Annotated in this window: 32 protein-coding genes; 20 read left to right on the forward strand and 12 right to left on the reverse strand. The window is 59.7% G+C overall.

What is annotated here, in order from left to right; all coding sequences use genetic code 11:
- Positions 1 to 9: 9 nt before the first annotated feature.
- The 10 genes from MQW23_RS13950 to MQW23_RS13995 all read right to left on the reverse strand — a co-directional run bounded on the left by MQW23_RS13950 (position 10) and on the right by MQW23_RS13995 (position 4,826).
- Positions 10 to 510, reverse strand: coding sequence for a single-stranded DNA-binding protein (locus MQW23_RS13950; protein WP_252108801.1), 501 nt, complete (start codon positions 508 to 510; stop codon positions 10 to 12).
- Between the two features lie 32 nt (positions 511 to 542).
- On the reverse strand, positions 543 to 1,490 hold the full coding sequence (locus tag MQW23_RS13955; protein WP_252108802.1) for a recombination-associated protein RdgC: 948 nt from the start codon (positions 1,488 to 1,490) through the stop codon (positions 543 to 545).
- 2 nt (positions 1,491 to 1,492) lie between these two features.
- Positions 1,493 to 1,846, reverse strand: coding sequence for a hypothetical protein (locus tag MQW23_RS13960; protein WP_252108803.1), 354 nt, complete (start codon positions 1,844 to 1,846; stop codon positions 1,493 to 1,495).
- Positions 1,843 to 2,034: a hypothetical protein gene (locus tag MQW23_RS13965; RefSeq protein ID WP_252108804.1), complete on the reverse strand. Its 192-nt coding sequence runs from the start codon at positions 2,032 to 2,034 to the stop codon at positions 1,843 to 1,845. Before MQW23_RS13965 ends, MQW23_RS13960 begins: the two co-directional genes overlap by 4 nt.
- Positions 2,035 to 2,113: 79 nt before the next feature.
- Positions 2,114 to 2,335, reverse strand: a complete 222-nt coding sequence (locus tag MQW23_RS13970) for a hypothetical protein (RefSeq protein WP_252108805.1) — start codon at positions 2,333 to 2,335, stop codon at positions 2,114 to 2,116.
- Positions 2,336 to 2,380: 45 nt separating this feature from the next.
- Positions 2,381 to 3,283 (reverse strand): hypothetical protein, encoded by a 903-nt coding sequence (locus MQW23_RS13975; protein WP_252108806.1) that lies wholly within the window; start codon positions 3,281 to 3,283, stop codon positions 2,381 to 2,383.
- The gene (locus tag MQW23_RS13980) at positions 3,276 to 4,115 is read right to left on the reverse strand and encodes a hypothetical protein (RefSeq protein WP_252108807.1); all 840 of its coding nucleotides are present in this window, start codon (positions 4,113 to 4,115) and stop codon (positions 3,276 to 3,278) included. Before MQW23_RS13980 ends, MQW23_RS13975 begins: the two co-directional genes overlap by 8 nt.
- Before the next feature lie 75 nt (positions 4,116 to 4,190).
- Positions 4,191 to 4,490 (reverse strand): hypothetical protein, encoded by a 300-nt coding sequence (locus tag MQW23_RS13985; protein ID WP_252108808.1) that lies wholly within the window; start codon positions 4,488 to 4,490, stop codon positions 4,191 to 4,193.
- The gene (locus MQW23_RS13990) at positions 4,487 to 4,675 is read right to left on the reverse strand and encodes a hypothetical protein (protein ID WP_252108809.1); all 189 of its coding nucleotides are present in this window, start codon (positions 4,673 to 4,675) and stop codon (positions 4,487 to 4,489) included. The genes MQW23_RS13985 and MQW23_RS13990 overlap by 4 nt, the downstream gene beginning before the upstream one ends.
- Positions 4,656 to 4,826 carry a hypothetical protein gene (locus MQW23_RS13995; RefSeq protein WP_252108810.1) on the reverse strand — a complete coding sequence of 57 codons (171 nt, stop codon included), beginning with the start codon at positions 4,824 to 4,826 and terminating at the stop codon, positions 4,656 to 4,658. Before MQW23_RS13995 ends, MQW23_RS13990 begins: the two co-directional genes overlap by 20 nt.
- A 491-nt stretch (positions 4,827 to 5,317) precedes the next feature.
- Between MQW23_RS13995 and MQW23_RS14000 the strand changes: the two genes are divergently transcribed.
- Complete coding sequence (locus tag MQW23_RS14000; protein WP_252108811.1) at positions 5,318 to 5,791, forward strand: hypothetical protein; 474 nt, start codon at positions 5,318 to 5,320, stop codon at positions 5,789 to 5,791.
- A gap of 340 nt (positions 5,792 to 6,131) precedes the next feature.
- On the opposite strand, the gene MQW23_RS14005 is transcribed toward MQW23_RS14000, so the two are convergent.
- Complete coding sequence (locus MQW23_RS14005; RefSeq protein WP_252108812.1) at positions 6,132 to 6,911, reverse strand: LexA family protein; 780 nt, start codon at positions 6,909 to 6,911, stop codon at positions 6,132 to 6,134.
- 1 nt (position 6,912) lies between these two features.
- On the opposite strand from MQW23_RS14005, the gene MQW23_RS14010 reads away from it, so the two are divergent.
- The 13 genes from MQW23_RS14010 (at position 6,913) to MQW23_RS14070 (ending at position 13,860) form a co-directional block, all read left to right on the forward strand.
- Positions 6,913 to 7,119, forward strand: a complete 207-nt coding sequence (locus MQW23_RS14010) for a transcriptional regulator (RefSeq protein ID WP_252108813.1) — start codon at positions 6,913 to 6,915, stop codon at positions 7,117 to 7,119.
- A 66-nt stretch (positions 7,120 to 7,185) separates the two neighbouring features.
- Positions 7,186 to 7,650: a phage regulatory CII family protein gene (locus MQW23_RS14015; RefSeq protein WP_252108814.1), complete on the forward strand. Its 465-nt coding sequence runs from the start codon at positions 7,186 to 7,188 to the stop codon at positions 7,648 to 7,650.
- Positions 7,651 to 7,718: 68 nt separating this feature from the next.
- Positions 7,719 to 8,681: a replication protein gene (locus MQW23_RS14020; protein ID WP_252108815.1), complete on the forward strand. Its 963-nt coding sequence runs from the start codon at positions 7,719 to 7,721 to the stop codon at positions 8,679 to 8,681.
- 2 nt (positions 8,682 to 8,683) lie between these two features.
- Entirely contained in the window at positions 8,684 to 9,505 is an 822-nt protein-coding gene (locus MQW23_RS14025) for an ATP-binding protein (protein WP_252108816.1), read from the forward strand.
- Positions 9,502 to 9,759, forward strand: a complete 258-nt coding sequence (locus tag MQW23_RS14030; RefSeq protein WP_252108817.1) for a hypothetical protein — start codon at positions 9,502 to 9,504, stop codon at positions 9,757 to 9,759. The genes MQW23_RS14025 and MQW23_RS14030 overlap by 4 nt, the downstream gene beginning before the upstream one ends.
- Entirely contained in the window at positions 9,756 to 10,211 is a 456-nt protein-coding gene (locus MQW23_RS14035) for a recombination protein NinB (RefSeq protein WP_252108818.1), read from the forward strand. Before MQW23_RS14030 ends, MQW23_RS14035 begins: the two co-directional genes overlap by 4 nt.
- A complete protein-coding gene (locus MQW23_RS14040) occupies positions 10,208 to 10,948 on the forward strand; it encodes an adenylosuccinate synthase (protein ID WP_252108819.1) in 741 nt (246 codons plus the stop codon). Before MQW23_RS14035 ends, MQW23_RS14040 begins: the two co-directional genes overlap by 4 nt.
- Complete coding sequence (locus tag MQW23_RS14045; RefSeq protein WP_252108820.1) at positions 10,945 to 11,262, forward strand: hypothetical protein; 318 nt, start codon at positions 10,945 to 10,947, stop codon at positions 11,260 to 11,262. Before MQW23_RS14040 ends, MQW23_RS14045 begins: the two co-directional genes overlap by 4 nt.
- A gap of 2 nt (positions 11,263 to 11,264) precedes the next feature.
- Positions 11,265 to 11,627 (forward strand): RusA family crossover junction endodeoxyribonuclease, encoded by a 363-nt coding sequence (locus MQW23_RS14050; protein ID WP_252108821.1) that lies wholly within the window; start codon positions 11,265 to 11,267, stop codon positions 11,625 to 11,627.
- The gene (locus MQW23_RS14055) at positions 11,624 to 12,262 is read left to right on the forward strand and encodes a hypothetical protein (protein WP_252108822.1); all 639 of its coding nucleotides are present in this window, start codon (positions 11,624 to 11,626) and stop codon (positions 12,260 to 12,262) included. Before MQW23_RS14050 ends, MQW23_RS14055 begins: the two co-directional genes overlap by 4 nt.
- Before the next feature lie 202 nt (positions 12,263 to 12,464).
- Positions 12,465 to 13,091, forward strand: coding sequence for a glycoside hydrolase family 108 protein (locus tag MQW23_RS14060; protein WP_252108823.1), 627 nt, complete (start codon positions 12,465 to 12,467; stop codon positions 13,089 to 13,091).
- 44 nt (positions 13,092 to 13,135) lie between these two features.
- On the forward strand, positions 13,136 to 13,396 hold the full coding sequence (locus MQW23_RS14065; RefSeq protein ID WP_252108824.1) for a hypothetical protein: 261 nt from the start codon (positions 13,136 to 13,138) through the stop codon (positions 13,394 to 13,396).
- Complete coding sequence (locus MQW23_RS14070) at positions 13,393 to 13,860, forward strand: 3TM-type holin (protein WP_252108825.1); 468 nt, start codon at positions 13,393 to 13,395, stop codon at positions 13,858 to 13,860. The genes MQW23_RS14065 and MQW23_RS14070 overlap by 4 nt, the downstream gene beginning before the upstream one ends.
- Before the next feature lie 5 nt (positions 13,861 to 13,865).
- Here MQW23_RS14070 and MQW23_RS14075 read toward each other — a convergent pair whose 3' ends face one another.
- Positions 13,866 to 14,576 carry a hypothetical protein gene (locus MQW23_RS14075; protein ID WP_252108826.1) on the reverse strand — a complete coding sequence of 237 codons (711 nt, stop codon included), beginning with the start codon at positions 14,574 to 14,576 and terminating at the stop codon, positions 13,866 to 13,868.
- Between the two features lie 235 nt (positions 14,577 to 14,811).
- Between MQW23_RS14075 and MQW23_RS14080 the strand changes: the two genes are divergently transcribed.
- The 6 genes from MQW23_RS14080 to MQW23_RS14105 all read left to right on the forward strand — a co-directional run bounded on the left by MQW23_RS14080 (position 14,812) and on the right by MQW23_RS14105 (position 19,716).
- Complete coding sequence (locus tag MQW23_RS14080) at positions 14,812 to 15,513, forward strand: terminase small subunit (protein ID WP_252108827.1); 702 nt, start codon at positions 14,812 to 14,814, stop codon at positions 15,511 to 15,513.
- Positions 15,482 to 16,738: a PBSX family phage terminase large subunit gene (locus MQW23_RS14085; RefSeq protein WP_252108828.1), complete on the forward strand. Its 1,257-nt coding sequence runs from the start codon at positions 15,482 to 15,484 to the stop codon at positions 16,736 to 16,738. Before MQW23_RS14080 ends, MQW23_RS14085 begins: the two co-directional genes overlap by 32 nt.
- A gap of 73 nt (positions 16,739 to 16,811) precedes the next feature.
- A complete protein-coding gene (locus MQW23_RS14090) occupies positions 16,812 to 18,113 on the forward strand; it encodes an anti-CBASS protein Acb1 family protein (RefSeq protein WP_252108829.1) in 1,302 nt (433 codons plus the stop codon).
- Entirely contained in the window at positions 18,085 to 19,020 is a 936-nt protein-coding gene (locus tag MQW23_RS14095; protein ID WP_252108830.1) for a phage minor head protein, read from the forward strand. Before MQW23_RS14090 ends, MQW23_RS14095 begins: the two co-directional genes overlap by 29 nt.
- Complete coding sequence (locus MQW23_RS14100) at positions 19,017 to 19,208, forward strand: hypothetical protein (protein WP_252108831.1); 192 nt, start codon at positions 19,017 to 19,019, stop codon at positions 19,206 to 19,208. Before MQW23_RS14095 ends, MQW23_RS14100 begins: the two co-directional genes overlap by 4 nt.
- Before the next feature lie 64 nt (positions 19,209 to 19,272).
- Positions 19,273 to 19,716 (forward strand): hypothetical protein, encoded by a 444-nt coding sequence (locus MQW23_RS14105; RefSeq protein ID WP_252108832.1) that lies wholly within the window; start codon positions 19,273 to 19,275, stop codon positions 19,714 to 19,716.
- The last annotated feature ends 5 nt before the right edge of the window (positions 19,717 to 19,721 follow it).

Raw genomic sequence — 19,721 nt, forward strand, 5'->3', positions numbered from 1 at the left:
GTGGTGTATTCAGAACGGGATTTCGTCGTCAAACGTCTCGTATTGCGAGGGATCGGGCGCGCCGTAGTTGCCGGCCTGCTGGTTGTGCTGCGGCGGGCGCTGGTTCTGAGGTGGCGGCTGGTATCCGCCGTGCTGCTGGCCTCCCTGATTCTGCGCGGGCTGCCTTTGCTGATTGCCCTGGCCGCTGTTGCCGCCTTGACCCTTACCGCCCACCAAGTCGATCTCAGACACCTTGAGCGTGACGGCAAAGCCCGGCGAACCATCCCCGCGGGTAAATTCACGCGTGCCGATCTCGCCCGACACGAACACCTCTTGCCCCTTGACCAGGTACTGAATCAGCCCGCCCTCGGCGCGCCTGCCCCATATCGAGCAGTCGAGCCACAGCGTTTGCTTGTGCTCGCCAAACCCTACGTCGACCGCGGCCGGGAAGCCGGCCACGCTGGTACCGTTGCCGGTTCTTCGTACTTCGGCAGGTCGCCCGATGCGCGCGACGGTTGTGTAAACACCCATATCGTTTCTCCAAAAGAAAAGGGCCGTAGGCCCTAGTCGGTCATTTCCATTTCGAAGGATTCGGCGGGAACGAACGCATCGCCGCCGAGCCATTCGAGTAGCCGGGTGACGTCCTGCGAAAGCGCCTGAGCCATCAGAATGAAATCGGTCTCTAGCCGCGCCAGAGCATCGTCGCCATCGTCGGCGTGGTCGGCCTCTTCGATCAGCGCATCGCCGAAACGCAGCGACTTCAGCGCGAGGTCGTCGTGCAGCACCAAGCTCAGCCGGCCCTCGATGCCGATCGCCAGCTTGCTGGCTTGGCGCCCGCTTTCGAGTAGCTGCTGCATTTCATCGCTGTCGAGGTCTACTTGCCGGGCGCGCAGCACGCCGTCGTCGCCCTTGGCCTTGAGCTCGACCTGGTCGCCGATCTGCATATCGAACGGGCGGCTGGACGGGTCACCCAGCCAGGTTGTCATTGCGCGAATCGGGAGCGTCTGCGAACCGACCGGCGTAACCTTGAGCGAGCCGAGCGACTCACGCAGCAAGTCGAGGATCTCTTCGCATCGAGTGCGCGAGCTTGAATTGATACCGATAAAACCGCGACGCGTATCCCACCAGACGTCGGTCTTCGTACTGCGAACAAAAGCGCGCGGCATCAGCTCTTCGGTGATCTGCTCCTTGAGCGCCATCTTCTCCTTACGCGATACCTTGCGCGCTTCCTGTGCTTCGATGTCCGCGACTTTCTCGTCGAGCTCTTCCCGGATTACTGACGCCGGCAATAAGCGCTCTTGGCGCAGTGCGGACAGCAAGCGGTGCCCTTGGATCTCGTGGAGCAGTTGGCCGCTGCCCAATCGGCCGGCGGGCGCCGTCCAACCCAGGCGCCGCGCGTCGGCGCTGCCTAGAGCGCGCGCTGAGTGAGGTTCGAGTGCAGCCACTACAGCGGCGGCATCCAGCTCGGGCATGTCGTGGAGTCGGTACAGGTGCAGGTGTTTGAACCACATGATCAGGACTCCTTGCGGGGGGTGAGCAATTGCCCGTCGATAGTCATGTTGCTGATGCCTATGGCGTTGATTTCGTCGTGGGTCAGGCTTTCTCCGTGCCAGCCGCCAGCAGCGCTAGGTTCGATGGTTAGCTTGACCGTAAGGCTGCCCACTTGGCCGATGACGACTTCGCCCGCTTTTGGATAAAGGCGACCATCATCGCCATGCAGCTCTCCTGCTACTTCATCGCCGTACACTTTGGCCGTGGCCGCCGCTTCGATAATGGGCGCTGCCAAGGAGGTGAACGCCTGCTGAATGGCGGGCTTGTCCAGCCATACGCTTAGCGCTTCGATGTTGTGCTTTCTTGGGTCGGTCACGGCGTTTTTCCCCGCTTCGGCTGGTCGTTAGTCCCTTGGCGCGCCTGCTCGGCCAGCAGGTCTTCGCGCCCATTCAGATACCCGTTGTCCCACGCCTTTTTGAAGGCGGGCCCGTTTTTGTCTGCCAGCATTTCGATCTGCCTGGCGGCTTCTTCGGGATTTTCGCGGCACCAGTTGGCGTTGATCATTGGACCTTTCCTCGCTCTGGCTTGTTAGCCGGGGCTGGCATGGGCTGTTTGAAAATGCGGTCAAAAGCGGCTTCGTCGATCATTCCGGCGCCTCCAGTTTCTCCAGTTCAGAGAGCGCATCACCGATACTGATAGCAACGAACTCGCACTCAGGCGCATTGGCGGGGCTTTCAAACAGCGGGAACGCGGCCACCGCTTTGCGTATTTCGCTGTCAGCCGCCTCTTCCTTAACGGCGACCACTACCGTCAAATAGCGCCCATTGCTTCGCCCGGTGAACGGGTGTTGTTGATTTGGATGCATCACTGCCACCCTAAAAATGAACGAGTTGAAAAGCCCCTTTCGGGGCTAGGCTGCGTTGAGTTCTTGCATGGCATCGGCATAGCCCGACCAGTTATCGACGCCCATGGCTTCCAGAGCGTGCAGCTTGGCTTGGTCTGCCAGCAGCTGCTGGTACTCGGCGACGGTGATCGTGACCGTTTTAGCTGCAGCTGGCAGTGGTTCGGGTTGCGGTGCAGGGCGCGGCGCCGGCTTGGGCGCCGGAGGCTGTTTCGGTGCCGGCGCTTCTGCAGCTTCGCGCTCGGCCTTCTCGCGACGCAGGGATTCGAGTTCGCGCTGATCGGCTTCGCGTTGCTCTGCCTCTTCGCGCAGGCGCCGGCGCTCGGCGTCGATCTCGGCCTGGTCGGCGGCAAGCCGTTCGCGCTCCAGCGCTTGGCCGTGGCGCTCGCTCAGCTGTGCCAGTACTTGGCCCTTAGCATCTTCAGCCTCCTTGGTCAGATCGAAATAGCCCTCGACGTTGATCTGCGTCGCCGAATCGTGGAGCTCGGCGAGCCCGGTGCTGTCCAGCCCCTCGGCGGTATCCAGATAGCTCCAGATGTTGACGTCAATCGTATGCTGCAGCTTGGCGATGCGTTCCTGTTTCTCACGCTCGGCGCGCTCGTCTTCGTGCTGCTTTGCGTCTTTAAGCGGCTGTTCGATGTCGCGCAGCTTCTCGATCAGATCCTTGCCGTAGCCGTTCACGCGTTCGATAAAGTCGCGGTGCGGCTGGGTGATCTCCTTGCGCAGCTTGTCGGTGCTGGTCCGGTAGGTGGTGAGCTCTTTAATGCCGGCCTTGCACAGCGTGTAGCCTTCCTTGGTGCGAACGTCGGGCACCGTGCCGTATTGCTCGCGCAGCCCTGCAAGGGCCTTCTCCACGGCGTCGAGCTCTACCAGCTCGCCTTTGTAGTCGGTGTTGGGGGCTGCGTTAGTCATTGGTGGCTTCCTCTTGTGGTTTGGCGTTTTGCTTCTCGGCGTAGAGGCGCGCGATGCCTTCGTCGCGCGCCTTGGCGATCATCTCGCGGCCTTTTACTGGGTCAACGCGGGCCATGCTGGCCTTATCGGGCAAGCGGTTGAGCATCCCGGTGGCGGCGAGCTCGATGCTCTTCGGGTGCGGGATCTTATGGCGCAGCGTGTCGCACTCGCGCTTGAGCCAGTCCGTGTAGTCGGCGCGGCACTTCTCGATCTCGGCGTCCTGGTCTTCGGCGACGGCGATACGCGTGGCCGCTTGCTGCGCCTCGGTGTAGTCCTTGTTGTCGAACCGGCCGTAGTAGACGTCGGCGCTGAACCCAAGTAGGGACAGGCACTTCTTGATAGCGTCGGTAATCGACTTCTTCGGCGCCTCGCCATCGGTCTTCCACTTGCCGGCGCCGGTGCGGTAGACGTAGCGGGTGTGGCCAAACTGCGTTACCTCGCCTCGCTCGCCGTGCCAGCGGTACCAGAGAGCCAAGCGGATGGTGTGGGTCTGTTCGTGGGCGATCAGTTGCCCCTTCGGGTCAAGCACGGGCGCGCCCTGGTCGAACCGTTCTTCCTCGACCCGGTACCCCCAGCCGATCCCCATCGGGCCGAACATGCGGGTGGCCTGCTCGATGACGTGCATCGCGTCCAGCGTAGTGATCTGCTGGCCATCGACGTTCGCCTCGCGAATGGCGGTGGTGGGCGTCTTTTCGACACCGCGCCACAGCTCGAGGTGGTCGGCGCTATCGACCACGCGATAGCGCCCCACGGCGGGTACGCGCAGCCGCGGTTTCTCGCTCGTTGAATGCATGGGTTATACTCCCCGAGGATCTTCCTATGCAGTTGATCTCTGGCCCGCTACCTGTGTCCGCAGGAGCGGGCTTTCTTATGCGGCCCAGTCTTCGTTGGCCCTTTGCTCGGCGATGTCTTCCTCGACGCTGGATTGCTCGTCTTCAGCCACGTCCTTGGCCCACTCGGACAGCACGCCCTTGCCGGTCGGTGTTTTGATATAGGCCTCGACCATGTCGGCGACCATCGTGGTGGCCGTGAGCTCGTGGACCTCGCTGGTCAGGTCACCGACCTCGTTGAGGTAGGTGCCGAACCGCCCTACCCCTTCGGCGTCGCCGTCGTGTACTGCTTCGCAAATAGACTCGGCGCGAAGCTTGATAATGAGGTCGCGTCTCATGGAGCCCTCCAGATCTGTAGTGGCGCGTCTTGGCCCGACCGGCGCCGCTGGTACTCGGCCATTCGTGCTGCGTTCTTCCCGCGCAGCCCGGCCGGATCGAACCGGCTGCCGATGCGCGGGCGATCGCCCACGGCGAACCCCATGGCACGACGCTGGGCGCGCTGCTCAACCTGTGCTGCGTTCATCCCATACCTCCTGTAGCTCTTTCTGATGTTTACGGTCGGCGAGCAGCGAATCGATCAATAGCCGATGCCGGTATCGATCGGTGGCCTTGGTGTCGTTGATCGTGCGGCTCTGCTGCTTGGTGATCGGCAAGATGGTTTCGGGTCGTTGCATGATTGCCTCCTGAATTGGGCGCGCCGCCTCGCTGCTCTCGCAGTGCCAGTGCAGTGAGTCAGGGGATAGAAGCGGCGCGGGCATGGCGACGATGCGCGGCCATGCCAAAAAGAAGCCCGGCGAGTGCCGGGCGAAAAAGGGGGAGTTGATGCAGGGCATCGGAAAGCCCTCGACTTGCGCCGCTACACCGGATATGGCGTGTAAACCATGCTCAAGGGCTTACAGATGCCGCCTGTATTCTCAACCCAGGCGGTAGGCGTTAAGTGGCACTATCGCAGTACCCGCGCTTCCTACAGTCACCACAACAGCAGGAAATCGGCGCTACTTGTGGTATCTTTTGGATAACCACAACAGCGAGAAAATGAACAATGTCTGACTCATTTAAAGGCGTCGCTGGCGACCGCCCTATCATCCCCAATCATCAATCACCCCAACGCAGGCAGCCACACCCAACTCCGCCGCCCAAAGGGTAAGTTTGAAAGAGGTTTCGAATGGAAGGAAAAGACAAGCTGGATGTGAACTGGGAGGCCCGCTACTCCCTAGCTCTGCTTAAAAGGCATGCGCGCCTCTATCGAAACCTCGACACTCTGCTCACCATCATTACGCTATTCGCAGGCACTGCTGTGGCTGTTGACCTGTTCAGCACAAGCTCATGGCTATTAGGTGCAATGGGCGTGATAGTGATCCTTGCAACGATCATTCAGTTCGTTATTAAACCCGGAGAAAAGAGGGTTACCCTCAAACATGAGATAAAAAAATATCTCAGTTTTCTCGAGCGGCTGCCTTCTCTTGCTCCCATAGAAGCAGAATCGGGATTCTGGGCGTTGAGTAAAGACGATTCAGACACTATCTCCGGCCTACACAACGTTGCCCTGCATGACACCTACCTCGAGATAGATGGTGCAATCCCACCAACTGCACTCCAGCTAAACACTTGGAATCATTTCCTTAAGCTAGCTTCCTGATCAAATCGAAAACTGACTCTGCGAATTAGCTTTCGAATGCCGCCTCTCTTCGAAGCGGCGATCTCGTCCCAGCATTTCGACAGCCCCGGGCGGCGTACTCCTGTCGGTGTCTCGGGGCTACTAACCCCTACGCACGGACAGGCTTATCGGATTGTTAAAGAGCGGTGGCCGGCGTGGTGCTGTGTGCCGCTGCCATGGCTCAAATGTAAGCCATGCTTACCTATACCGTCAACACAAAAGTAAGCATAGCTTTCAATTAAAAGGTAAGTCATTGTTTCCTAGAGCACAAAAAAGCCCGCTCAATGGCGGGCTTGGTTAGCAGTGCTTATTTTAAAGGGCTTTACTGTCTTCGCAGCGTCATTTGTGCCATGACTACACCGATGATTCGGCAATCTTCGGTGAAATCCATGTACTGCTCTCGCCAATCCTTGTTTAGCACCTTGAGCATAGGGCCTACGCCTGGCTCGATGATATAGCGCTTGAAGGTGGCTTCTGCCCCGCCGTGCTGCTCGCATTGAACAACCACGTCATCGCCGGAGACGGGCTCAATGTCGGGATCGACAAAAATTAGCGTTCCCGGCGGGTACACTTCAATCATTGATTCGCCACGAACGCGCAGCCCAAACGCTCTTGGTCCGCAGGTCGGCGGGGCTGGATAGTATTCAAGATCATCACCCACGGGGCAAAATGGCTCCGTCCATGCTCCGGCCTGCACCCAGCTGATTAAAGGCACCTGGCCTCGCATCTTGGGCGCTTCGTCAAAGTCATCTGTCTTTGCGCCTGAATCAGTAAAGAAGTAGATCAATGGCTTGCTTGTTGCGGTCGCTACGTTTCGCAGGTTCTCCGCTGACGGGCTGGTTCGCCCTTTCTCCCACTGCGCTACCGCCGGACGAGAAACGCCCAGGGCGGCGGCCAGCTGTTGCTGTGTAAGCCCCGCCTCTTTTCTGGCTCGCGTTATTCGCTGCCCTACTTTCTCGTCTTCAGTCATGCCTTCACCAATAGGCGTGTAATCGCCTCTCAGTTTGAAAGCATTGCTTACGCCTGGCAACGGAAGAATGCCTTGCCCATAAGGGTAAGTATGACTTACACTTTGACCGATAACGTTAAGCATGGATTTCATTATGACTCCGGAACAAGCAATGCTAGAGGCTCTGCGCTTGGTGGGCGGCCCCGCCGCTCTTTCCCGTTCAATCGGCATCAGTTCCCAGGCAATTTCTCAGTGGAAGCTGGTTCCTGCGGTTCGTGTCATGGCCGTCGTCAAGGCCACAAAGGGAAAGATCAAAGCCAGCCAGCTTCGCCCTGATGTGTTTGGTACCAAAGCTGCCTAAACACAAAACCCATTCTAGCGGATCACCTAACCCGCTGAGAGTGCAAGCAAAACCGAGGTTTAGACCATGGATAAATACACAGCAGGCTTGCGAGAGACGGCTTTCGAATACGGCATTAAGCGCTTGGCGCACGATCTCGATATGTCCGAGGGAAGGCTCTACAAGAAGCTCGATCCTGACGGACCGGTCTCGTTGACCCTGGCCGACTTTTTTCGGATCAACCGCATTCTCAACGACGTGCGCTGCCTCGATCGCGCTTTGGAAGACCTGGGCATGGTGGCTACCCCGGTGGCTGAGTCCACTGATGATATCGAAGGCGAGATCCGCGAGCTGCTCCTAGACAGCCACGATATGGCGGCGTCGTTCACTCGCGTTATTCGTGCAGCCAAGGCCGATGGCGAAATCTGCGATGACGACTTGGCTGAGATCAAGGCGCTACGCCGTGAGCTGGCGGTGATGGGCAATACGGTAATGAGCCGCATCGAGGCGATGCACGCAAACGGGAAGGCCGCGCTGAAGGCGGTCAAGTAACGAAAAAGCCCACGGATGCTGGGGAGCACGTGGGCCTTTAGGTACTGCAATCAGTAGGAGTCATTTTAATGCAAGCAGCAGAGATAATCCACTTTCCCGGTCGTTACGACAACGGCCAACCGCCCGCACAAAAACCGGGCAGGAGTATTCAGGTGGAGGATGGGTATACCCGAACCGCCAACGCCATAGTCGACGCACTCATGAAAGCGCCTCTGACCAGCCGCGAAGCGCGCATCGTCCGTGCAGTAGAGCGCGCTACCTACGGCTGGAACAAACCTTCAGTTTGGCTCGCTGCCTCCGTGCTGTCTGAGATGACCGGCATGCCTGAAGGCAAGTGCAGCGAAACGCTGAATGCTCTCATACGCAAGCGCGTTCTTGTACGCCTGGGTAGCAGCCGGTCACCGGTGAAGATCAATAAACAGATCGACGAATGGGATTTCACCGATCAGAAAGCAAGAGTTACCCCAAAACGGAAGGCTGATCCAGTTTGTAGTGAGTCACCCCAAGATGGGGTAACTGAACCACCCCAAGTTGGGGTGACAAATAAAGACAGGAAAGACACTAACCCCTCCTCACTACGTTCGGAGGGTGAACCATCCGCGTCAGGTGGTCTCGATCTGACACCGACCGAGCTGCCCGGGGCCAAGCCCGCAGCGTCTTCGGCGACCACGTATCCCGATGACTTCGAGGCCGCTTGGTCGGCCTACCCGAGGCGTGCCGGTGGGAACCCCAAGAAATCCGCGTTCAAGGCCTGGGCCGCTCGCCGCAAGCAAGGCGTGTCCGCCGAGGCCCTGCAGGCTGGTGCCGAGCGCTACGCCTTGTTCATCCGCGCCAAGGGCGATGAGCGCACCGAATTCGTCATGCAGGGACAGCGGTTCTTCGGTCCCAACGCCGAGTACGAAAACGACTGGTTGCCCCCGGTGGCCCGCCCTGCCCCGCGCCATGACGGTCGCAAGGGCTTTGCCCAACCGCTGCCGGTGGGTTCGTACGGCACCAACGACCTCGAAATGCCTGATTGGGCGAAGGAGTGACCATGCCGCAGCCATTGACCACTACGCCCCAAGTGCGCGGCCAACTCGCCAGCATGCTTGCCGGTACCGCCACCACAAAACCGGACCATTGCCGGATCCACGGTGCGTTCGCCAACACCCAAATGCCGAACGGCCAGTGGGCGGGGTGCCCCCAGTGCGTGATGGAAGACGTCAAGGGAGTGAGCCAAGCAGAGGTGAACCACGCCAATGATGCCGGTAGCCGCCGGCGCCTCGAGAAACTGCGCGAGGAGTCGCTGATTCCGCGGCGCTTCGTCGACAAGTCGCTGGACGGCTTTCACGCACGAGACCGGGATCAAGCCTACGTACTGAACGTCTGCCGCGCCTACGTGAGCAAGTTTGACGAGCGGCTCGCCCAAGGCGGTGGCCTGATCTTCACCGGCAGCGTCGGCACCGGCAAGAGCCACCTGGCCTACGCGATCGGCAATGCCCTACTTGCCGGCGGCCGGGTCGTAATGGGCATCGACGTCTACGAGCTTATCGATCTGATCAAGGAGCGCGCGTTCAGCAAGGAGAAAGGCGCAAGCGAGCGCGAGGCCATCCGGGCATTTGTCAGCGGTCTCGATCTGCTGATTCTGGATGAGGTCGGCGCCCAGCTCGGCACCGAGTGGGAGCGCCTGATGCTCTTCAAGATCATCAACGAGCGCTACAAGCAGATGCTGCCCACGATCCTGATCAGCAACCTTGAGCGCGAGCAGCTCGATGACTACCTGGGTAAGCGGATCATCGATCGGATGCAGGAAGGCGGTGGCACCACGCTCAAGTTGGACTGGGGCAGCTATCGAGCGCAGCGAGGTGCGGCATGAGAGACATCTACACCGATCCACGTGTCGGCGATCGCGTGCAGATCATTCCCCGGTTCAGCCATGTTCTGCCCGAGCCGCTGGTGATCACTGAGGTCACGCCGCAGTTTGTGCGCTGGCATCGGCCTATCGCGGGTCAGCGCGGCGAGACCGCTTCCGTGCTGTGGCGAAAGCCCGGCAGTTTCCGGCTGGAGCTGTTGGAGGCGGCCGCGCCCGCTGAGGTCGAGCAAGTAGATATGTTCTGGGGGGTGGCATGAAAGAGCTCGTCATCCCCGTCAAATCCGTCCGCGACTTGCAGTTCGCCGTGGCTCGCATCACCAGTGCGATCGGCAAAGGCCTAGAGCGCGCCCCGGTCGAAGTCGCGCTTCGCCACCAGGAAGACAAGCGCAGCCTGAGCCAGAACAAAAAGCTCTGGCCGATGCTGGGCGATGTTGCAAGCCAAGTGCAATGGCCCATGAACGGCGCCATGGGCTATCTGGCCGCCGAGGACTGGAAGGACATTCTGACGGCGGGCCTCGATAGCGAACAGCGCGTGACGCCCGGTATCAATGGTGGGTTCGTCATGCTCGGACGGCGCACGAGCCGGATGCGCAAGGCGGAATTCGCGGCGCTGATTGAGCTGATCTATGCCTTCGGCAGTGAGCACGGTGTGCAATGGTCGGAGCCTGCATTGGCGATCTATGACGAATACAGGGAGGCCGCCGCATGAGCGATTTAGTGGGATGGTCGCACGCTGATCTTTGCGAGATAGCCGTGAAGTGGCTCAAGCGACCGAACAGCAACAACGGCCACGGCTGCCATGTGGCGGTGAGCGAAGTGCGGTCAGGTTGGACCGGTGAGATACCGGATGCGATCGGGTTTCGCCAGACCGGCCACTCCGCCAGCGATGGCTCGATCGTCGTGGAGGTGAAGGTAAGTCGCGGCGACTTCCTCGCGGACAAGAAGAAGCCCCACCGCTTGGAAGGTGGCCTTGGCAACTGGCGCTATTTTATGTGCCCCGAAGGCCTGATCCAGCCGAGCGAGTTGCCTGCCGGCTGGGGGTTGTTGTGGGTTAACAAGCGAGGGCACGTGAAGCCGCAAGCAGGGTTTGCGGGCGCCCTCTCAAGCTCGAAGAGTTACTACCTGCACCAAGAAGCGCTGGCCGCATCGCGTTTTGAAACCGATTACTTGGGTGAGCAGTTCATCCTTGTGAAGCTACTGGCCCGCGTTGGAGACGCTGAACAGCTTAATCAGAAAATGCGCGAAGCCTGGAATGAGCAAAGCCGGTTAGCTCAACGCTGTAACCAGATGGCCGAACAAATCCTTGAGTTGAGAGGTAATTTGCGCATGGCCAAGCGTGGCGAGCGTTCAGCGATAGCTGAGCTTACAGCCGGTCTCAACGAAGTAGGCAGCAACACCGGCGGGCGTAAAAGCCCTATAAGGCCGGTAGCGAGGCAAGATCAATGACGTTACCAAACGAGTGCTACCTGCCCACCCGGCCGCACCGGTGCCGCCAGTGGCTGAGCAATGTGCATGAGATCGAGAACTGCGTGCTGTGCGGCGCCTGGGGCATACAGGCCGCCCATAGCAACCAGCACCGGGGCCGCGGGCAAAAGGCGAGCGATGCGCTCACCGCCGCGTTGTGTCCGACGTGCCACGGCGAGATCGACAACGGCAAGAACCTGACACGGGACGAGCGGCGCGCGCGGATGAATGAAGCGATCGTGCTGACACTCGACCAACTGGCCAGACGCAATTTGATAAAGGCAACAAAGCGATGATCATGCTCACCCTTCCCTTTCCGCCCTCAGTGAACGGCTACTGGCGCGCCCCGACCAAGGGCCGCCTGGCTGGGCGCCACCTGATCAGCGCCAAGGGGCGCCAATTCCGACAGGATGCCATCGCGGCAATTGCCGGCCAGCACCAGGGCAAGCCCTTGGCCGGTCGGCTCGAGGTCGAGCTACGGCTATGCGCCCCCGATCGCCGTGGCCGCGACATCGACAACTACAGCAAGGGTTGTCTCGATGCCATCACACATGCGGGGGTGTGGCTGGATGATGGGCAGATCGACAAGCTTACGGTAGAGCGCGGGCCGATCACCAAAGGCGGGCAATGCACCGTTTGGATACGCGAGGTTGCCGCATGATTACGAACGACGCACGACTGGCATGGGTGCTGGCACGCGATGATGGACTACGCAGCCAGGACGTGATCAGCGTCGAGATGGCCGAGCTCGGCGTTATGGTCGACTGCTCGGCCAAGGGCGGCGTCGGCGCCGGGGCCAATGCCGACTACTCTGCCGTGCACGCCGCCATCCAGGCAATGGACCTCCCCCGCCAGGCCGTGGGCGATGCCCTGAACTGTCGCGGCGTGTTGAGCTCGCGCGCGCTGGCCCAAGCAAACACCATGGCGGCGCTCGCCGTTTCCCAGACAGCAGCGCAGCGGCTGCCCGGGTTCAGTCGGTGGTCGGGCGATCGGCAGCGTATGCTTTACTGGGTCGCGCTTGCCGCCGTCGAGCGGTGCTGGGTGATGCTGCACGACGTACCTGAGCGGATGGACGCCAAGGCCCGGCCCGAGGGGCGTACGCTGGACGAGCCGTGGAAGATCGGAAAGTGGCTGCGCGGCATGCACGGTCAGACGCTCGACCTTAAACGCTGGGCGGAGCAATGGGGAAAAGCCTGGCAACTACTGCAGGACGTGGTTCGTGAGCTCGACGACGCAGGCCAGGTTGAGGTCGAAGAGCTGCTGGGCGTACGGCGCAGACTGCAAAGAGCGTCGTAACGCTTGCCACCCTGTGCAATGTGGAGTACTATTTTTCCAAGCTGTGACAGCTACGCTTAATCAGCACTAATTTCAAAGCCTCGCCATTGTGCGGGGCTTTTGCTTTCCGATCCAAGCCCGCCACCGTGCGGGCTTTTTCGTTTCTGTTTGCCTCGTTCGAGGCTGCCGCCCTCCCGCGGCGTTTTAATCCAAGAGGTGCCCCATGGCTACCACCCTAAAGCAACGGTTGGTGGCCTCGGTCATCGACCGCGAAGGCGGTTACGTCAATCACTCGTCCGATCGTGGCGGCCCCACGAACTTCGGCATCACCCAAGCCGTGGCGCGTGAGAACGGTTACCACGGAGACATGCGCTATTTGCCCAAGTCGCTCGCCGTAAAGATCTACGAGGCTCGCTACTGGACGAGCATTCGCCTCGACCGAATTGCGCCGATCAGTTCGATACTGGCCGAATACCTGTTCGACTACGGTGTGCACTCCGGCCCCGGGCGCGCTGGGCAAGAGCTGCAGCGCACGCTCAACGTGCTGAACAACCGCGGCAAGCTGTTCGCTGACCTGAAGGTGGACGGCGCCGTCGGACCGGCCACGCTAGCCGGGCTTGAGGCCTTTCATCGATCCCGTCGGGGCGAAGGACTTTTCGTGTTGGCCGAGTCGATCAACGGCGCCCGTATCGCATTTTGTCGCGGACTCGCAGAGCGTGATCAGCGGCAGGAAGACTTCACTTACGGCTGGTTCCGCCGCATCGTGAACCTGCGCCATGAGGTCGAGGGCGATCGCGGCAATCACTTGGCGCTGAACCTCTACACCGAGATCGCTACGGGGGTGGCCTGATGGCCGGGGAGGCAGAGATGAAGCCGTCTACGTTTGAGCGACGCATGCAATCCATCATCCAGGGCTTACTGCTGCTTCTGATTGCTTGGGCCGGTAGAGAGCTCGTGCAGATTGGGCAGCAATCAGCCGTACTTGAAGAGCGCCTTTCCACACAGGGTGCCGCGCTCGAAGGCCTACGCCTTGATCTTCGCACCTGGAATGACACGTACTACCGCACGAGTGACGCCCGCCGCGAGCTCGACCAGATCGAGACTCGCATCGAAAATCTGAACAGCCGCGTATCATCATTGGAGGCTCGCCCATGAGTGCCAACATCGCGGCGCGCGCGCTGTCCGCCATCACCGGCCCCCTGTTTGGTGTCATCGACAAGGCGGTGACTGATAAAGACGAGGCTGCGCGCCTTAAGCATCAGATCCAGACGCAGCTGATCGATGCTGAGAACAGCGCACTTCGAAGCCAGATGCAGGTGGTCTTGGCCGAAGCCGCGGGCGAGAGCTGGCTGCAGCGCAACTGGCGGCCGATTTTGATGCTCACCATCGTGGCCATCGTAGCGAACAACTACTTGGTTGCGCCGTACCTAAGTGCCATGTTCGGCGTCGGCCTGACGCTGCCGCTACCCGAGGCGCTCTGGAACCTGATGACGCTAGGCGTTGGAGGCTATATTGCGGGCCAGACCGCCGAGCGCGGAATCAGCACTTGGCAGCAAGGCCAAGTCGCTAAAGAGCATGCCAAGGCCCAGCAAGGAATTTACCGTCAGATCCAGCAATAGCTATTTTAATTCGGAGCTAAATTTCTGATTCTTCTCAGAATGCCTTTAATTCCCAGCCATGGGCTTGAAAGCCTAAGCTTGAGAGCTTGGCCGGCATGCATACGCTCGGTCTGTGTCAATAGTCTCACTGCTCTCGCTTTACTGATGTACCAGTAACAGTATTTCGCGTAGAAGAAAAACAAGACGGTGACAATGGCGGCAAGTAGGCCTAGCACAACAGCCCCGCCTATCCCCATGTTCTCAGGTTCAGGATATAACCAGTTTATTCCGGGCCCGAGCAGAAAGCACCATGATATGGAGAAGACGAAGTAGGCGATAATAAGCAGAACTTCCGTTCCTTCAATTTCCCAGCGAGGTCGACTGTGGCGTATTGACCCTGGCTGTTCGCCTTTTTCTACTTCGTTATGAGCCAGTATTAACTGCTCGAGAGCTTTCGGATCCGGATGATCCCGTAATACATACCATACGAGGCTTCCATCAACACTTTTACCGGAATACAGGTAAAAGAGATGCTTCAACTGCTTTACTGGGGCATCAAGCAGTTCCTCGGCGTCTTGATGTAACTGCCAGAAATCGAAGATCCTCAGACGGAGAGTCATTTTGTTTGTGCTCTGGGTCAATTTGTAGCTTCGGGAATGTATCAGCCAAGGAACCAGTGCACCTATCATCACTGGTAGCGCTGACGCAAAGCCTTGCAGCAAGCTCTCTCCCATCATGCCCACCCTGCATTATTGATTATTTACTTGGTTGAGCTTTGAACACTCAGTTTCGGCGGCTTCTTGATCCGAGTACGCAGCGACTACTTCATCATGGTTATGAGTATCCCTTACCTCCCATTCGTGAATAAGAAAATTGTCGGGTTGAATGTAAACCGGCCTCACCTCGTATCGACTCATTCGAATACTCTATTAACAGGGGATTGAAATGACCCAGACTGCCACAAGGGCTGCCATGCTGACAGCTCGGCAGTCCCGTTTCGTCGATGAATATCTCGTCGACCTGAACGCTAAGCAGGCTGCTATTCGTGCAGGCTACGCCGAACGTAGCGCCGAGGTCACGGCCTCTCGCCTGCTAAGCAATGCTAAGGTCGCGGCTGCCATTCAGGAGCGCATGAGCGCTCGCTCTGAGCGAACCAAGATTACCGCCGACATGGTCCTTGATAGGTGGTGGGAGATCGCCACGGCTGACGCAGGCGAGCTTACCCAGCTCCGCCGTGGCTGCTGCCGGTACTGCCACGGTGATGACCACCTCTTCCAGTGGGCTGACGAAGACGAGTTCGAGCGCGCGCTTGCAAGCTCAGAGGTCGGCAAAGAGCCGAGCGATGCCGGCGGCTACGGCTTTCGAGACTTCCACCTACCTCACGCCGGTTGCCCCAAGTGCGGCGGCGAAGGCGTACCGCGCGTCTATGCCGAGGACACTCGCAACCTGAATGGCAGTGCCAAACTGTTATTCGCCGGGGTGAAGCAGACCAAGGACGGACTGGAGATCAAAATGCAGGACCAAGCCAAGGCGCTCGAGAACGTGGCCCGACACTTGGGCATGTTCACCGACCGCGTCGACCACGTCTCCAGCGACGGCAGCATGACCCCGAAACCCACAACTATCGAGCTGGTGGCGCCTCATGACGACAGCGAGGATTCAGCTACCTCCTAAGCTCATTCCGGTATTCAGCGGCCCGGCTCGCTACCGAGGTGCCTACGGCGGGCGCGGCTCGGCAAAGACCCGCTCTTTTGCGCTAATGACCGCTGTTCGTGCCTACATGTTCGCTGAGGCCGAGCAGTCCGGCGTCATACTGTGCGGACGCGAGTACATGAACTCGCTCGAAGACTCGAGCATGGAGGAAGTGAAGCAGGCGATCAGATCGGTCGATTGGCTGGATGCCTACTTTGAGATCGGCGAGAAGTACATTCGCACGAAGAACCGTCGCGTCTGGTACACGTTCTCCGGTCTTCGCCACAACCTGGACAGCATCAAGTCCAAGGCGCGCATCCTGATAGCTTGGGTAGACGAGGCCGAGACCGTTACCGAGATCGCATGGCAGAAGCTGTTGCCCACGGTGCGCGAACAAAACTCGGAGGTCTGGGTCACCTGGAATCCCGAGCTCGACGGCAGCCCTACAGACACGCGGTTTCGCAAGAACACACCGGCCAACGCCAAGATCGTCGAGCTCAACTACACGGACAACCCCTGGTTTCCCGCGGTACTCGACGAAGAGCGCCTCAACGATCGCGACGCACTCGACGACCAGACCTACGCATGGATCTGGGACGGCGCGTACCGCGAGAACAGTGAGGCGCAGATCCTGTCCGGCAAGTACCGAGTTGCCGAGTTCGAACCTGGCCGCGGTTGGGATGGCCCCTACTACGGTATCGACTGGGGCTTCAGTCAGGACCCCACCGCTGGCGTTAAGTGCTGGGTCCATGATCGGCGGCTCTGGATCGAATACGAGGCTGGCCAAGTCGGGCTTGAGAACGACGACATCGCATCGTTCATGGTCGCCGGCCTGCCCGGGATCGAGCGGCACAAGGTTCGTGCCGACTCAGCGCGCCCAGAAACGATCAGCCATGTGAAATCGAATGGCCACGGTCAGCGCGACAACCTGCCCAGCATTGAGGGCGTGGTCAAGTGGCCGGGCAGCGTCGAGGACGGCATCGCGCATCTGCGAAGCTATATCGAGATCGTCATCCACCCCCGCTGCCCGGCGACCCTCAGAGAAGCGCGGCTCTACAGTTACAAGGTGGACCGGCTGAGTGGCGACGTGCTGACGGCCATTGCTGACAAGCACAACCACTATATCGATGCCCTCCGCTATGCACTGGCACCGCTGATTAAGCACAAGTCGGGTGGGCTCGTCCTGTCACGACACCAACGACGATAGAGGTTTACCAATGGGCTTTGTGCCATACCAGAATATGCGCCGGGGCCCCCTATTCGGCGGTGCCCTGCCGACGATGAGTAATGACGCCAAGCGCGCGACAGCCTGGGCTGACTACGGCTACCCCGAAGCGCTGGATTTCGACAACTTCTACTCGATGTTCAAGCGCAACGGCATTGCCCGGGCAGGCGTCATGCGTCACGTCGAGAAAACATGGGAAACCAACCCCTGGGTCGTCGAAGGCATGGAAGACGACAAGCCGCACAGCGAGACCCAACGCGAACGTGAGGTGGCCCGCGTACTCAAGCAGCTGTCGTTCTGGAGCCGCATGCAGGCCGCGGACTGGCGCGGGCGGGTCGGCCGCTACTCGGCGCTCTATCTCGTATTCGATGACGGCCAGCACCCGAGCCTTCCGGTCGCCAAGCCGGTGAAGCTACTCAAGATGCAGCCGTTATTCGAAGCGCAGCTCGAGCCGCTGAAGTTCGAGCAAGACCAGTCGTCTCCGGAGTACGGCAACCCGACCAGCTACCAGTTCCGGCCCCAGGCGGTGCACACCGGCCGCGATGAGCGCCAGAGCGTGACCATCCACGCCGACCGCGTGCACATCATCGCCGAGGGCGCGGACGACGACACGATCTACGGCATCCCGGCCAACGAGTCGGGCTTCAACGACCTGCTGACCATCGAGAAGATCGTCGGCGCCGGCGGCGAGGGATTCTGGAAGACGGCGCGCGGCGCGTTCAGTCTGCACAGCACCGGTAAGGACGGCATCGACGTTCAAGGACTGGCACAGATGTTCGGCGTCGAGGTCGACCAGGTGGCGGACAAGCTCAACGAGACCGCCGCTGATCTGAGCGCCGGCATGGACAAGCTGCTCATGCTCGGCGACATGGAGGCCAAGGCGCTGGCCTACAGCTTGCCTTCGCCCGAGCACTTCTTCGCCGTAGCCATGCAGTCCTACGCCGCCGGCGTTTCGTGCCCAATGCCGATACTTCTCGGCCAGCAGATCGCCCAGCGCTCGAGCGACGAGAACAGCCGGGAATGGGCGCAGACGATCATGACCCGGCGGCGCCGGTTCACTGTACCCAACGCTGAAGGCTTGGTCTCCAGACTCATGCGCTTCGGCGCCCTGCCCGCGTTCGAGTTCTACATTGGCTGGGACGACCTGACCGACGCAACGCTCGAGCAGAAGCTGACCAATGCCAAGACGATGAGCGAGGTCAACAAGAACTCGCTGGGTACTGGCGAGCCGCCGGCATTCACCAGCGAGGAGATCCGCGACGCAGCCGGTCATGAAGGGGCGCCGGCAACGACCGATCTGGATGATAACGTGCCGGAGGGCGAAAACGATGGCGAGACAGCCGGTACTGCCACGTAACAGCGCTAACCCTGTGCAGACCACTCGGCAACGACAGCGAGCGTTCCAGCAGATACGGCAGGCACTCGCCGGAATTCAGCGCGGTGTGCTGGATCGGTTCGAGCAGATCGGGCGCCGCGAAGTGGCAGCCAACGCCGCCGGGGACGGCCGCACCTACGAATACCTGCTCGACGCGTACATCCTCGACGACATGAACGGCTACATTGCCGCGCTGATCAACGAGCTGGTGATGCGAGCGGTCAACGGCGAACCCATCGTTGTCGGCCAGGCCGAGCTGGCCTATCAGCAGAGCACGGCGTCGTCGGTAGTGAGCATGGCCGCCCAGACCGAGGCCTTTCGGCGGACGGTTGAAGAAACGCTCGTCTTGGCGCCCTATCGTAACCGCGTGGCCCTGCTCCGCGCCCGCGTGTTCGAAGAGATGCAGGGGTTCAGTGATCAGCTGCGCACCGAGCTCGCCCGGACGCTTGCCGATGGCATGGCGCGGGGCCAGTCGCCGCGGGAGATTGCCCGTCAGGTAAAAGCGCGAATCGGTGTGCGCGCTCTAGAAGACGGCAGCAAGACCGGCGCCCGGGCCCGGGCCGAGCGAATTGCGCGCACCGAGATCAACGTCGCCCACCGTCGAGCGATCTGGGAGGAAGACGCGCAGGCCAACGCCGAGGGCATCCGCACCCGGTTACTCTGGGTCTCGGCGCTGTCAGCCACCACCAGGCCAACGCACGCCAGCCGCCATGGCCGCGTCTACACCCGCGCCGAGGTACAAGAGTTCTACGCTCGCGATGGTAACGCCATCAACTGCAAATGCACCCAGGTGGCTATCCTCGTTGACGAGAATGGCAAGCCGCTATCCAACGCACTACCAGCCAAGCTACAGTTGCAGGGTCAGAAGTTCTTCAAGGTAGCCGCGTGACCGACCAGACTCACATGATCGTCCTCGTACAAGGTCAGTTCGAGTACCGGCGCATCGCCGAGTATCGGCTTATGGCTGATGAGTGCGGGCGGCTGCGGAATCGCGCAGTCCCTGAGCTCGAGCCCGGCGAGGTGCTGTCGGTCGTTCCAGGAAATTCGATGTATCGGATCGTAAAGCATCCTATGTAATCAAGACTTATGACACGACACATAACACGTTACATTTAGGGCTTACATCTTGAAGGAGCCCACCATGATTCATAAGCAATTCAGCTGGAGTGAAGTAAAGTATTCGGAGTTTACTGTTGAGGGTCTAACGGTATTTGATGATCAACGGAGCAAGCTGATATCTCAATCCATATGGGGCTGCACAAATTCTCAGGCAGACCCTCTCCAAGCCATACCTGAGCTGAGCTTTCTGACGCTTTCAGCGAAAGTACATGGCATCAATATCTACAATCTCATGGCCAGAAACACAAACAGCATGTACTACGGGCATGAGATCGATGCAGATGTCTATTCAGAGATGGAAGCATTTGATTACCTTGCTCTATGGAAAGCACCCAGCGGTGTAGTTCATGTTCTATTGATGAAAGACAACTTAGAAGTATTGAAGGCATTCTCAGAATTGGCATCACATCTAAAAAACTATGAGCCAGCTCCGATAAAGGCTGACCTAGCCCGTAAATCACCCTAGATAAA

Source organism: Halomonas sp. S3-1-1, assembly GCF_023757625.1.
In the GTDB taxonomy this organism is placed as follows: domain Bacteria; phylum Pseudomonadota; class Gammaproteobacteria; order Pseudomonadales; family Halomonadaceae; genus Vreelandella.